The following is a 13,099-nucleotide window of genomic DNA, read 5'->3' on the forward strand; positions in this document are numbered from 1 at the left end:
TTATAATTAACAATATTAACTGACTTATTACCGGCCGGATCTAATCGGCCATGTGGTATTAACGCTGGCAAAGGTAATTTCTTGTTGGTTATTTCCTAAAATATTCTCCATGGTTAAATAAATTCCTGTAAAGGAAATATTACATTTTGATGTTCTTTTATTTTAGCCTTCAGTGTTAAGTTTGCCGACTTAACTATTAGCTAAATTTTTTCTATGAAAAAACGACTACTACTAATTTTGTGCAGTTTCGTATTTGCTGTAACACAGCTTTTTGCGCAAAATCACACTGTTACCGGTACGGTAACAGCCAGGGAGGACGGTCTTCCTCTGCCGGGTGTATCGGTTAAAATAAAAGGCACAACAACCGGTACCCAAACTACCGTCGACGGTAGATTTTCACTCAGCGTTCCAAACAACGCAGTTTTATCATTCAGCTTTATCGGCTATGCTACGCAGGATGTACCTGTTGGCGCTTCTGCAAACCTTAAAGTGGTTTTAGAGGCATCAAGCCGCGGTCTTAACGAGGTGATTGTAACAGCATTGGGTATTTCAAGGCAGCAAAAATCATTAGGGTATGCTGCACAACAGGTAAAAGGTGATGATCTTACAGTTACCAAACAATCTGACCTTAACACTGCCCTTGCCGGTAAAATTGCCGGTGTACAGGTGTTAGGTGGTTCTGGTGCTAAGTTTGGTGTATCAACTATCCGTATCCGTGGTATTAACTCATTATCGGGTGGTAACCCAATTTACGTTGTAAACGGTGTTATTACCGACCCCAATGCAGTGAACAACGATGATATCGAATCAATTTCGGTTTTAAAAGGTCCGGCTGCTACCGCTCTTTATGGTCAGCGTGCTTCTGAAGGCGCTGTTGTTATCACATTAAAAAAAGGCGCAAACAAAGGCGTTGGTGTTTCAATCAATCAATCAACCACTTTTGAAAAAGTTTACCAGTTACCGGAGTATCAAAACGAATATGGTGGTGGTACCAGCGTTAAATGGGATACTTACACTTATGATCCAGCTAATGGTTCACCTGCTTCATTCGCTAAATTTAACGGTACAAAAATTTACGATTATGGTGTTGATGAAAGCTGGGGCCCTAAAATGGATGGTACGCTGTACGCTCCATGGTATTTCTGGGATCCAACCAATCCCGACTTTGGTAAATTAAAGCCATTTGTTGCACAGCCTAACAACGTGCGTGATTTCTACCGTACAGGTGTTACTTTCAATACCAATGCTGCTTTTTCAAAAGCAGGCGATGATTATAACCTGAGGGTATCATACACCAACATCGATCGTACAGGTATTACTCCAAACAGCGATCAAAAACGTAACAATGTAAGTGTAAACGGCGAATTGAAACTTACTAAAAAGTTAACCGCGAGCGCTAACGTTAACTTTTCGCAAATCAATTCATTCAACATTCCGCAAGAAGGTTACGGTACCCAAACTGCAGGTTCATTTAGCCAGTGGTTTCACAGGGACGTTGAAATTGACAAACTTAAAAATTACAAAAGAGCTGATGGTACATTCACATCATGGAATATCACCAGCCCTGACGATTTAACTCCTCACTACTGGGATAACCCTTATACTGAGGCTTACGAAAACACGTCAAAATCAAATAATAACCGTGTTTACGGAAACCTGACTTTAAGTTACCAGTTTACAAAAGATATCTCTGCGTCATTTATTGCAAGGCAGGATTTATTAACCCGCGACGCGAGTGCACAGGTGGGCTCAGGTACGCTTAACCCAGATGCTTATTCACAAAATCAATATACTTACAAAGAAAATAACTACGTGGGTAACGTAAGCTATAGTCACAACTTTAAAGACCTTTCCGTAAAGGCAGGTGTTTATGCCGAGAGTCGTCAAGACCGCTATACTTACTTATCAGGTGCAACAGTAGGTGGTTTAGCAATTCCGGATTTGTATACTTTAAGTAACTCTGCAAATGCCGCAACCTCATTTAGCTATAACGCGCTTTCAAGGGTAAACAGCTATTACGGATATACCTCATTTGGTTATAAAGATTTCTTATATCTTGATTTCAATGCCCGTAATGACAGGTCTTCAACCTTGCCGGTAAACCACAATTCATACTGGTACGGTGGTTTGTCGGGTTCATTTGTATTTACCGAACTGATGCCTAAAAATGACATTTTAACATTTGGTAAATTAAGGTTATCGGCAGCTAAATTAGGTTCTGATGCGCCTATTTACTCAACATACCCAACTTACAACTTAAGCACTACGCCACACGGAAATGATGCTGTGCAAACAGTACCTAACACTTTGCCAAATGCAAATTTAACGCCAAGTCTTTCAACTTCGTACGAAATTGGTACTGAGTTACACTTTATCAAAGACAGAGTTAGATTTGACTTCAACTACTATACTCGTACTACAAAAGATCAGATCTTGTCATTGCCTGTTAACGGTACAACCGGTTATTCAACAGTTGTTATCAACGCTGGTTCTATCCGCAATAACGGTATCGAGATCAGCCTTGGCGGCACACCGATCAAATCGAAAGATTTTACCTGGAATGCTGATTTCAACGTTTCATTTAACCGCAATAAAATTGTTTCGCTTTACCCTGGTGTAACTAACGTAAAAGTAACTCCTGACGGTCTTGCCGGTTATGGCCCAGGTGGCGTTCAGGCTGCCGGCGCTCAAAGCTTTGGCTTTGTTGGTTCACCGAGCTTTGGTATCAACGGTTATCTTAATCAGTCTTATGGTCAGATCATTGGATCAGGTTTTGCACGGGATGGCAAAGGAAATATCATAATTGGTGCTGATGGCCTTCCTGTAAGACAAGACAATGTTAATCTCGGTAGCATGTTGCCAAGTTACACAGGTGGTTTTACCAACTCATTTAACTACAAAAACGTAGTACTTGCTTTTTCTCTTGACTTCCAAAAAGGCGGTAAATTTGTATCCGTTACCCAACAAAACCTTAACGGCTCGGGCTTAGGTATCGAAACTGTAGGTAACAATGCAAAAGGCAACCCGGTACGTAACCCGGTTTCTGAAGGTGGCGGTACCCTGGTAGCAGGCGTACATGCTGATGGTACCCCAAATACTACTTATGTTGAAACCCGTACTTTATACGAGCAGTCATATAGCCAGATTTGGGAAAAATGGACTTATAATGCTTCATACGTTAAATTAAGAGAGGTTAGCATTGGTTATTCGTTCCCTAAAAAGATGTTAGGCAGGTTGCCATTCCAAACCGCGTACTTTGGTATCACAACCCAAAACCCATGGATGATCTATTCAAAGGTTAAAGGTGTTGACCCATCTCAATTACAGACTTCATTTTATGAAGGCGGTCAATTGCCAAACACAAGAAACTTAGGTTTCAACATTAAGGTAACATTCTAACAAGTTATTCATCATGAAAAAATCATATATCAGTAAATATATAATCGGGGCTGGTATGTTTATACTTGCCTCATGTAAAGTGGGTGGCGATTTAAACGTTAACCCCAACCAGTCGCCAACTGCGCAAACTGGCTATCTTTTAACCAGCGCGTTGCAATATTTAGGTGGTGTAAATGGCGCCGGTGCAACAACTAACATCAACGCATTCACCGGCGAATTATATTCACAATATCTTGCTGAAACATTTTATACAAACGAATCGCAGTTTTCGTTAAAACAATACGATTATACCGGGTATTATACCGGTCCGCTGGAGGATTTGCAAACACTGATCCAGTTTAATACCGACCCTGCCAAGAAAGGCCTGCAGTCGACTATTAAATTTGGTTCAAATGCTAATCAGATAGCGGCAGCTCGTATATTAAGAGCATTTATCTACTTAACTATTACCGACAGGTGGGGTGATATTCCATACTCTCAGGCCTTAAAAGGTGCGTCTGGGTTAACTCCTGCATTTGATGCGCAAAAAGACGTTTATGCAGCTTTAATGAAGGAACTTGACGAAGCTCAGGCTCAATTTGACGGCGGTGCAGCTTTAACCAATGATATCTTATTTGGCGGCGATGCCACTAAATGGAAACATTGGGCTAACTCTTTACACGCGGTTATGGCATTGAGATTATCAAAAGTTGACCCCGCAACCGGTAAAACTGAGTATGCAAAAGCAGTAGCCGGTGGTTTGATGGCCTCAAATGATGATAACGCTGTTTATGACTATCTGGCTATTCAGACTAACGAAAACCCTTATTATACCAACTATAGGAATCGTTACGATTATGCTGTAAGCAGCCTTGTGGTTAATACTTTAAGTGATCTTAGCGACCCAAGGTTACCGGTTTATGCTGCGCAAACAGCATCAAAAACTTACGTAGGTTTACCTTACGGTACGTTTGGTGATGCTTTGGGTAACTATAATAAAGGTACCCGTAGCAAACCAGGTAACGTATCATTGATTGGTTTAGCCGTGTCTGGCCAGGCCTCGCCAACTGTATGGACATCATACGCACAAATTATGTTTACTCAGGCCGAAGCTGCTCACCTTAACTGGATTGCCGGTGGTGACGGCGCTGCTGCTGATTTCTATAATAAAGGTGTAGCTGCATCGCTGGAGCAAAACGGTGTTAGCTCAGCAGATGAAAGCACTTACCTCGCACAGGCATCGGTTAAATTTTCGGCTGCAACTGCTATGAACCAGATCATGACCCAGAAATGGATAGCTGGTTTCTTAGGTAATGGTTGGGAGTCATGGGCGGAGTATCGCCGTACAGGCTTGCCTAAATTGCTTGATCCGGTTCCTGGTTCATTAAGTCCTGACCAAAAGATCCCTCGCAGGCAACAATATCCGCAAACCGAGAATGACCTTAATAAAGCTAATTACAATGCTGTAATTGCCCGCCAGGGTCCGGATGCGCTTAATACAAGAGTATATTGGGATAAACAATAATTATTGAACCCAAAGTATATTTTTTAAAACAACAAAGGCTGCCATTGGCGGCCTTTGTTGTTTATAGGGCGCTATAAATGCATGTGGCTATCCAAGACAGAATAAAGCAGATTTAGGACTATTTAACATATGGTATCGATTAAACAGTTTATCTTAGTTTAAACTGATCTTAGGCCTGTCATGAATATTAATCCTGTTTTACTCGCGTTTGTTTTTCTTATGTTTCTTAATCAGGCTACTGCCCAGGAGAAGCACCAGGCGGAGATTGCCGGGAACAAGCCTACCAGGAGAGGCAATGATTTAGATCGAAAGCAATTTACTATAACAGACAATCAAATCGGTATTCGTACAGATTCAAATTATTCTAACGCGAAATTAATCCGCACAGGATGGGATGATGGGATATTTAAAACAAATCCTGGCTTTTACCGGCATGATCTTGCAAGTAGCATTCCTGCAGGATTTTTAAAGCTTTCGGTCTCTGACCGGGAAATGCTAATAATAAGTGTCGATCAAAACTCCGTTAATCAAATGAAAGATACGGTATGCTATAGCGATGGTAAGTTACACAGGTGTCTTTATGCGGTAATCCCTGTAATTTTGAGCAATCAATCTCATGATACATTAAAGTATATCAATATGACATGTTCGTGGCTTGATATTTTTAAAACAGATGCCGGAAATGTAAAATTTTTACCCACGTCCTTGATGGAAGAATGCTGGAAAAATAATCCCGCTGTTTATGCTGTTGCTCCTCATCAACAAAAAGTATTTTATATACCGGCAGGTTTTTTAACAGATACAGGTAAAGGGGAATTGTTTACATCAAAAACGTTTAAAATAGGAATGAGTTTATATAAGTATATTGAGGGTTCGCAGCTCCCTGTTGATATACGCGGGTTAGCGCTTAGGCGGGAAACAGATAATATTATTTGGAGCAATGAGATTGCCGTGCGATAGTTATCTGGTTTTAAGTTAAAAATAATTCCTGCTCTCTCTTTGATATTCAAAACATTGTGATTATCTTTGCCCTCCCTTGAAAGGAGGTATTTTAGGAATTATGATCATTATTAACGTAAAAGACGGCGAATCATTAGATAAAGCATTGAAACGCTTCAAAAAGAAATTCGAAAAAACAGGTGTTTTAAGAGAACTACGTAGTCGTCAGGCTTTCGAAAAAAAATCTGTAACCCGTCGTCATGTTGTTAAACATGCTATCTACAAACAGACTTTGAATCAGGAAACTGTTTAATTCTTTTTTGTTGAAAGAATTTTTTCAGATTTCTTAACACTATATTAAAACTATTTGTACATTCATCATCCCGGATGTATAAATAGTTTTTTATGTTTTTAGCGCGTTTTATCCAGTACATCAAGTATGAAAAGCGGTATTCAGCCCACACTGTTTCCGCTTATCAGTCAGACCTGGAGCAATTTATGCGCTTTTTAAACAATCCCGGCGGTGCAGATCCCGCACCGGAGCCGGTTATTACCCATCCATCGCAGGTAAGCTATCATGACATCCGTAACTGGATGGTTGAGCTCATTGACCAAAAACTTACCGGCCGTTCTGTCAACCGCAAAATGGCTACGCTGCGCAAATACTTTAAATTTTTATTGCAGGAAGGCATTGTTGAAACCAACCCGGTATCCAGGATACGGTCGCAAAAAGTTGCTAAAACGTTGCCTGTGGTAGTTGAAGATACACGCCTTACAAAAATGTTAGATAGTGATGACATTTTTACAAATGATTTTCCGGGCCTGCGCGATAAGCTTGTTATTGAGCTTTTGTTTGGCACCGGTATACGCCTTGCCGAATTGTTAGGTATTAAAGAACAGGATATTAGCTTTGAAGGCGGGGTAGTAAAGGTATTAGGTAAGCGCAACAAGGAGCGTATCATCCCTATTAATAATGAGCTGAAGAGCCTGCTGCCCGAATATTTAGGGTTAAAGAAAAATCAAAATTTCGATAACAATTCCTTTACATTGATCGTTACAAATAAAGGAGCCGATGCTTATCCGAAATTGATTTATTTAATAGTGCAGAAATACCTCTCCAACATATCAACTCAAAATAAACGGAGCCCTCATGTGCTCAGGCACACGTTTGCAACTACCATGTTAAATAATGGGGCCGATTTAAATTCAATTAAAGAACTTTTGGGCCATGCTAACCTCAGCGCCACCCAAATTTACACGCATAATTCAGTTGAACGACTAAAATCTATTTATAAACTCGCCCATCCAAAGGCTTAAAAAGGAGGAAACATGAAAATTACAGTGCAGTCAATTCATTTCACCGCAGACAGGAAACTTTTAGATTTTATTCAGAAAAAGGCAGACAAGCTCGATACGTTTTATGATCATATTATTAGCGGTGAAGTTTACTTAAAGCTTGAAAATGTGGAAGATGAATGTAATAAGATAACGGAGATCAAATTATTGCTACCAGGAAACCAAATCTTCGCGAAAGAGAAATGTAAGAGTTTTGAGGAAGCTACCGACCTGGCAGTTGAGAGCCTGAGGAAGCAAATTGAGAAGCATAAACAAAAGAAAGCCATTGCTGATGCTACAGCCAAAAAAGCTGTTTTAACGGCAGCAGAGGAAGGTTTTTAGTGATATAGAGGGGCTTACATTGAGCCAAAATCGGCAGGTTTTTAGCCTGCCGATTTTTTTTGATAAAAAATTTTGACGTGGTGTTATTTTTTGTAGATTTGCAGTCCCTTTCGGGGAGGTATTTAACGCCTCAAAAAAAAGTTAAAATAGTTCTTTAAAATATCAAAAAGCTTATTACTTTTGCGCTCCGTTATCGAAAGCAACACAACGTTTAGATAATGTAAAGGCAAAATAAATATAAGCCTCCTTAGCTCAGCTGGTAGAGCAACTGACTTGTAATCAGTAGGTCATTGGTTCGATCCCGATAGGAGGCTCAGTTTTTTTCGGAAAGACAATGTTTAGCTTCAATTTTGGACATTGTTAATCCGGGATAAACTACTGGGGAGATACCAGAGCGGTCAAATGGGACGGACTGTAAATCCGTTGCTTCGGCTACGAAGGTTCGAATCCTTCTCTCCCCACATATTGAGTAGGCAGTTTATAGTTCGCAGTTAGCATTAAGTTAACGGGATTGTAAACTGCTGACTTGATTAAAGAGGTTTGAGGAATGAGTTTTGGGTGATTGAAATTAGCCAAAAACAGCAAACCAAAAGCTTAACAAGCGGAAGTAGCTCAGTTGGTAGAGCGATAGCCTTCCAAGCTATAGGTCGCGAGTTCGAACCTCGTCTTCCGCTCGGTAATATCGGATTTCGAATTTTCGATTTCGGATTTGAACTAAGCAAAATGAGATGCCGGGCAGGTAAGTAGAGGAAGGAAAAAATCCGAAATCTAATTTCCGAAATCCGAAATCAAAAATAAGCCGACGTAGCTCAGTGGTAGAGCACTTCCTTGGTAAGGAAGAGGTCACGGGTTCAAATCCCGTTGTTGGCTCAGTGTTATAAAAACATACATTAAAGTTAAATTAACCTACAAAATAATTTATAGATCATGGCAAAAGAAAAGTTTGACCGCAGTAAACCGCACTTAAACATCGGTACAATCGGTCACGTTGACCACGGTAAAACAACCCTTACCGCAGCTATCACTAAAGTTTTGGCTGATGCAGGTTTATCAGAAGCTCGTTCATTTGATTCAATTGACTCGGCTCCTGAAGAAAAAGAACGTGGTATTACCATCAACACTGCCCACGTTGAATATTCAACAGCTAACCGTCACTACGCACACGTTGACTGTCCAGGTCACGCGGATTACGTGAAAAACATGGTTACTGGTGCTGCCCAAATGGACGGTGCAATTATCGTAGTTGCTGCAACTGATGGTCCGATGCCACAAACTCGTGAGCACATCCTGTTAGCTCGTCAGGTAGGTGTACCTGCACTTGTTGTTTTCATGAACAAAGTTGACATGGTTGATGATCCGGAATTATTAGAGTTAGTAGAAATGGAAGTTCGTGAATTATTATCATTCTACGAATTCCCAGGTGATGATATTCCAGTTATCCAGGGTTCTGCATTAGGTGGTCTTAACGGCGATCCTACCTGGGTTGGCAAAATCATGGAATTGATGGACGCTGTTGATAGCTACATCCCAATTCCTCCACGTTTGACAGATCTTCCTTTCTTGATGCCTGTTGAAGACGTGTTCTCAATCACTGGTCGTGGTACTGTTGCTACTGGTCGTATTGAGCGTGGTGTAATCAACTCTGGTGAGCCAGTTGATATCCTGGGTATGGGTGCTGAGAACTTAAAATCAACCGTAACTGGTGTTGAGATGTTCCGCAAAATCCTTGACCGTGGTGAAGCTGGTGACAACGTAGGTTTATTGTTACGTGGTATTGAGAAAACTGATATCCGTCGTGGTATGGTTATCTGCAAACCAGGTTCAGTAACTCCTCACACCGATTTCAAAGCAGAAGTTTACGTATTATCAAAAGCAGAAGGTGGCCGTCACACTCCATTCTTCAACAAATACCGTCCGCAATTCTATTTCCGTACCACTGACGTTACTGGTGAGATTTCATTAGAACCAGGTGTAGAGATGGTTATGCCAGGTGATAACGTTACAATCACAGTAAAACTGATCAACGCTATCGCAATGGAAAAAGGCTTACGTTTCGCTATCCGTGAAGGTGGTCGTACCGTAGGTGCTGGTCAGGTAACTGAAATCTTGAAATAATCATATTTCAATAAAAAGGTTAATTTGAAAACATAAGTTTAGCCTTCAACGGCAAACTTATGTTTTCTTATTATAAAATACACACGGGAATAGTTCAACGGTAGAATAGAGGTCTCCAAAACCTTTGATCAGGGTTCGAATCCTTGTTCCCGTGCTTAAGCACAATATAAAAATGGCAGGCGTAGCTGAATATATTAAAGAGTCATACATCGAGTTAACCGAGAAGGTTACCTGGCCTACATGGCGCGAGCTGCAAAGCAGCGCTGTTTTGGTATTGGTTGCCGCTATAATTATTGCGCTGGTTATCTTAGGTATGGACCAGATCATTAATTATTTGCTTAAACTGTTTTACACATCACTAACATAATATCAGGGGAGAAGGAGATGAGTGATCAATTGAAATGGTATGTAGTTAGGGCTATTAGTGGTAAAGAAAAAAAAGTTAAACAATACATAGATGCCGAAATTAGCCGTTTGGGCATTAGTCATTTGGTACCACAGGTATTAATACCTACTGAAAAGTATTACCAGATGCGCGACGGAAAGAAGATCGCTAAAGAGCGTAACTACTTTCCGGGCTATGTGCTTATGGAAGCTGTTTTAGATGGCGAAACCGAGCACATCATTAAAAATATTAACAGTGTTATAGGTTTCCTTGGTGATAAAGCCGGAAATGCTATCCCGCTTCGCCAATCAGAAGTTAACCGTATTTTAGGTAAGGTTGATGAGATGAGTGCCCAGGGCGAAACCATGAACGTGCCTTACTATGTTGGCGAGGCGGTTAAAGTTATGGACGGGCCTTTCAACGGTTTCAGCGGCGTTATTGAAGAAGTTAACGAAGAGAAAAAGAAACTGAAGGTAATGGTAAAGATATTCGGCCGCCGTACGCCGCTTGAATTGAATTACATGCAGGTAGAGAAAGAATAGTTTTCAAATAATTTCGAATGTCGGATTTTCGATTTCGAAATTTTTGAATTTAAAATATAAGATAGAAGAGACGGGAAATAAATCTGAAATGGAAACCCCAAATCCGAAATCAACACAATCTTAAATGTTACTTAGCTTCCACTTACTAACATTGAGTTTATAATTAAAGTAAATTAAAATGGCAAAAGAGATCGGTGCAATGGTTAAGCTGCAAGTTAAAGGCGGCGCCGCAAACCCATCACCACCAATTGGCCCTGCATTGGGTGCAAAAGGTGTGAACATCATGGAGTTTTGCAAACAATTTAATGCACGTACCCAGGACAAAGCTGGAAAAGTATTGCCTGTTTTGATTACTGTTTATGTTGACAAATCATTCGAATTTATCATCAAAACTCCTCCCGTTGCTATCCAGTTATTGGAAGCTACCGGTTTAAAGAGTGGTTCTGCTGAGCCTAACCGTAAAAAAGTTGCCAGTGTTAACTGGGAGCAGGTTGAGACTATAGCAAAAGATAAAATGGTTGACTTGAACGCATTCACAGTTGAATCGGCCATGAAAATGGTGGCAGGTACTGCCCGCAGCATGGGAATTACCGTATCAGGTACAGCTCCCTGGAATTAATTAATTTATACAAATCAGTTTAAAGACAGTGGCAAGATTAACAAAAAATCAAAAAGTGGCACTCTCCAAAATTGAGGCAAACAAATCGTACACATTAGAAGCTGCATCAGCTTTGGTAAAGGAATTAACCCTTACTAAATTTGATTCATCAGTTGATATAGACGTTCGTTTAGGTGTTGATCCACGTAAAGCCAATCAAATGGTACGTGGTATTGCAACATTACCTCATGGAACCGGTAAAACTGTACGTGTATTAGTTCTTTGTACTCCTGATAAGGAACAAGAAGCTAAAGACGCAGGTGCAGATTACGTAGGTTTGGATGATTATATTGCCAAGATTGAAGGCGGATGGACTGATGTTGATATTATCATTACTATGCCAAGTGTTATGGCGAAGGTAGGTCGTTTAGGTCGTATTTTAGGCCCGCGTAACCTTATGCCAAACCCTAAATCAGGTACAGTTACCCCAGAAGTTGGTAAAGCTGTAACTGAGGTAAAAGGTGGTAAAATCGATTTCAAGGTTGACAAAACCGGTATCATCCACACCTCAATAGGAAAAGCATCTTTCTCTGCAGATAAAATTTATGAGAATGCATTAGAAGTATTGCAAACAATCTCTAAATTAAAACCTTCTGCAGCAAAAGGAACATATTTCAAGAGCATTCATATCTCTTCAACTATGTCGCCAGGAATTACAGTTGAAACTAAATCAGTAGCGGGGATCTAATCATGAATAAAGAAGAAAAATACGACCTTGTTGTAGCCCTTACTGAGCAAATCAAAGAGTATGGTAATTTTTATATCACTGATACCTCTGATTTAACTGTAGCTAAGATCAACAATATCCGCCGTAAATGTTTCGAAAACGACATTACAATGCAGGTAACCAAAAATAGCTTGATTAAAAAAGCTATGGAAGCTGCAGGCGGTGATTTCAGCCCTATATATGATGTATTAAAAGGTTCATCATCAATCCTTTTCTCAAAATCAGCAACTGCACCAGCAAAGTTGATTAAACAATTGAGGAAAACTGGCGAAAAACCAATTTTAAAAGCAGCTTATATCGATTCGGCAGTATTTATCGGTGATAACCAGTTAGATACTTTAACCAAACTGAAATCAAAAGAACAACTGATCGGCGAGATAGTTGGCTTACTTCAATCACCTGCGAAAAACGTTCTTTCGGCTCTTCAGTCAGGCGGAACTACAATTGCAGGCCTTGTAAAAACATTACAGGAAAGAGGTTAACGAACACCTCAATAAAGTTCGATAAAAACAAACAAAAAGCATTAAAAGTAAAAATTTAAATAAAATGGCGGATTTAAAAGCGTTTGCTGAACAGTTGGTAAACTTAACAGTAAAAGAAGTAAACGAATTAGCTCAAATATTAAAAGACGAGTATGGTATTGAGCCTGCTGCTGCTGCTGTAGCAGTTGCTGCTCCTGCTGCTGACGGTGGCGATGCCGCTCCAGCTGCTGCTGAGCAAACTGCATTTGACGTTATCCTGAAAGAAGCTGGTGGCGCTAAATTAGCAGTTGTTAAATTAGTAAAAGACTTAACTGGCCTTGGTTTGAAAGAAGCTAAAGATCTTGTTGACGGTGCACCAAAAGAACTTAAAACTGGTGTAACTAAAGAAGAAGCTGAATCTTTGAAAAAACAATTAGAAGAAGCCGGAGCAGTAGTTGAGGTTAAGTAATTTAACCTACTGAAATATAGCATCAAGACTCCGACCATAACGGTCGGGGTCTATTGCTGTTTATAAAGGTTTGGATGAAGAAGATAATGGATATGAGATATGAGATATGAGATCTTCTTCCTGCAGGTTTAACAGGAATACAGATCTTCAAAACATATTTTTTAGTCTCACTTCTCACATCTCAGATCTCACATCTATCAAAGTTTATTAATAAACTAAAATT

Annotated in this window: 13 protein-coding genes and 5 tRNA genes; all 18 read left to right on the forward strand. The window is 40.1% G+C overall.

The annotated features are described in order from the left end of the window. Nucleotides 1-213: 213 nt before the first annotated feature. The 18 genes from AC59JO_RS11245 (at nt 214) to rplL (ending at nt 12,876) form a co-directional block, all read left to right on the forward strand. Nucleotides 214-3,399 carry a SusC/RagA family TonB-linked outer membrane protein gene (locus AC59JO_RS11245; protein ID WP_497305366.1) on the forward strand — a complete coding sequence of 1,062 codons (3,186 nt, stop codon included), beginning with the start codon at nt 214-216 and terminating at the stop codon, nt 3,397-3,399. A 13-nt stretch (nt 3,400-3,412) separates the two neighbouring features. After that, entirely contained in the window at nt 3,413-4,903 is a 1,491-nt protein-coding gene (locus tag AC59JO_RS11250; RefSeq protein WP_497305368.1) for a SusD/RagB family nutrient-binding outer membrane lipoprotein, read from the forward strand. 180 nt (nt 4,904-5,083) lie between these two features. After that, nucleotides 5,084-5,863 (forward strand): hypothetical protein, encoded by a 780-nt coding sequence (locus AC59JO_RS11255; RefSeq protein ID WP_497305370.1) that lies wholly within the window; start codon nt 5,084-5,086, stop codon nt 5,861-5,863. 100 nt (nt 5,864-5,963) lie between these two features. Next, nucleotides 5,964-6,155 (forward strand): 30S ribosomal protein S21, encoded by a 192-nt coding sequence (gene rpsU, locus AC59JO_RS11260; RefSeq protein ID WP_090528691.1) that lies wholly within the window; start codon nt 5,964-5,966, stop codon nt 6,153-6,155. A gap of 92 nt (nt 6,156-6,247) precedes the next feature. Then, nucleotides 6,248-7,159 (forward strand): tyrosine-type recombinase/integrase, encoded by a 912-nt coding sequence (locus tag AC59JO_RS11265; protein ID WP_497305372.1) that lies wholly within the window; start codon nt 6,248-6,250, stop codon nt 7,157-7,159. Nucleotides 7,160-7,171: 12 nt separating this feature from the next. Next, entirely contained in the window at nt 7,172-7,519 is a 348-nt protein-coding gene (hpf, locus tag AC59JO_RS11270) for a ribosome hibernation-promoting factor, HPF/YfiA family (protein WP_413666303.1), read from the forward strand. A 241-nt stretch (nt 7,520-7,760) separates the two neighbouring features. Continuing rightward, nucleotides 7,761-7,833 (forward strand) — tRNA-Thr (locus AC59JO_RS11275). A 66-nt stretch (nt 7,834-7,899) separates the two neighbouring features. Further along, nucleotides 7,900-7,980 (forward strand) — tRNA-Tyr (locus AC59JO_RS11280). Nucleotides 7,981-8,120: 140 nt separating this feature from the next. After that, nucleotides 8,121-8,193 (forward strand) — tRNA-Gly (locus tag AC59JO_RS11285). 124 nt (nt 8,194-8,317) lie between these two features. Then, a tRNA-Thr gene (locus AC59JO_RS11290) sits at nt 8,318-8,389 on the forward strand. Between the two features lie 57 nt (nt 8,390-8,446). Continuing rightward, the gene (tuf, locus tag AC59JO_RS11295) at nt 8,447-9,634 is read left to right on the forward strand and encodes an elongation factor Tu (protein WP_090528682.1); all 1,188 of its coding nucleotides are present in this window, start codon (nt 8,447-8,449) and stop codon (nt 9,632-9,634) included. 83 nt (nt 9,635-9,717) lie between these two features. Continuing rightward, a tRNA-Trp gene (locus tag AC59JO_RS11300) sits at nt 9,718-9,788 on the forward strand. A gap of 18 nt (nt 9,789-9,806) precedes the next feature. Next, nucleotides 9,807-10,001 (forward strand): preprotein translocase subunit SecE, encoded by a 195-nt coding sequence (gene secE / locus AC59JO_RS11305; protein ID WP_090529653.1) that lies wholly within the window; start codon nt 9,807-9,809, stop codon nt 9,999-10,001. Between the two features lie 17 nt (nt 10,002-10,018). Next, nucleotides 10,019-10,561: a transcription termination/antitermination protein NusG gene (gene nusG / locus AC59JO_RS11310; RefSeq protein ID WP_091166597.1), complete on the forward strand. Its 543-nt coding sequence runs from the start codon at nt 10,019-10,021 to the stop codon at nt 10,559-10,561. Between the two features lie 178 nt (nt 10,562-10,739). Beyond that, a complete protein-coding gene (rplK, locus tag AC59JO_RS11315) occupies nt 10,740-11,180 on the forward strand; it encodes a 50S ribosomal protein L11 (protein WP_090528676.1) in 441 nt (146 codons plus the stop codon). Between the two features lie 28 nt (nt 11,181-11,208). Further along, on the forward strand, nt 11,209-11,907 hold the full coding sequence (gene rplA / locus AC59JO_RS11320; RefSeq protein WP_091213558.1) for a 50S ribosomal protein L1: 699 nt from the start codon (nt 11,209-11,211) through the stop codon (nt 11,905-11,907). 2 nt (nt 11,908-11,909) lie between these two features. Beyond that, the gene (gene rplJ, locus AC59JO_RS11325; protein WP_090528670.1) at nt 11,910-12,428 is read left to right on the forward strand and encodes a 50S ribosomal protein L10; all 519 of its coding nucleotides are present in this window, start codon (nt 11,910-11,912) and stop codon (nt 12,426-12,428) included. 64 nt (nt 12,429-12,492) lie between these two features. Further along, nucleotides 12,493-12,876: a 50S ribosomal protein L7/L12 gene (rplL, locus tag AC59JO_RS11330; RefSeq protein ID WP_022833154.1), complete on the forward strand. Its 384-nt coding sequence runs from the start codon at nt 12,493-12,495 to the stop codon at nt 12,874-12,876. Nucleotides 12,877-13,099 lie beyond the last annotated feature (223 nt).

Source organism: Mucilaginibacter sp. A5337 (assembly GCF_059690695.1).